Annotated in this window: 1 protein-coding gene; it reads left to right on the top strand. The window is 43.8% G+C overall.

Annotation, left to right across the window (positions count from 1 at the left end; all coding sequences use genetic code 11):
- On the top strand, positions 1 to 219 hold a 219-nt coding region (locus tag HJY11_RS14220; RefSeq protein ID WP_243764578.1), incomplete at both ends, for a glycine/sarcosine/betaine reductase component B subunit.

Here is a 219-nt window from a genome sequence, read left to right as displayed (position 1 = left end):
GGGATTCCGTGTTGCTGTATATCTTGGCGAGCTTGCAAGAGAGCTTACACCGGACGAAACAAAAGTATATGAGACATATGGAATCAAAGAAGGAATGGAAAAACTTCCGGGACTTCCGAGAGTGGCATATGTACAGATGCTTCAGAGCCAGGGACTTCTGCATGATACATATGTATACGGTGTTGATGCAAAGAAAACTCTTTCCACAATCATCAACCC

It is taken from the genome of Bittarella massiliensis (ex Durand et al. 2017) (assembly GCF_017566145.1).
Classification (GTDB): Bacteria; Bacillota; Clostridia; order Oscillospirales; family Ruminococcaceae; genus Bittarella; species Bittarella massiliensis_A.
This window is presented reverse-complemented; position numbering and strand designations above follow the sequence as displayed.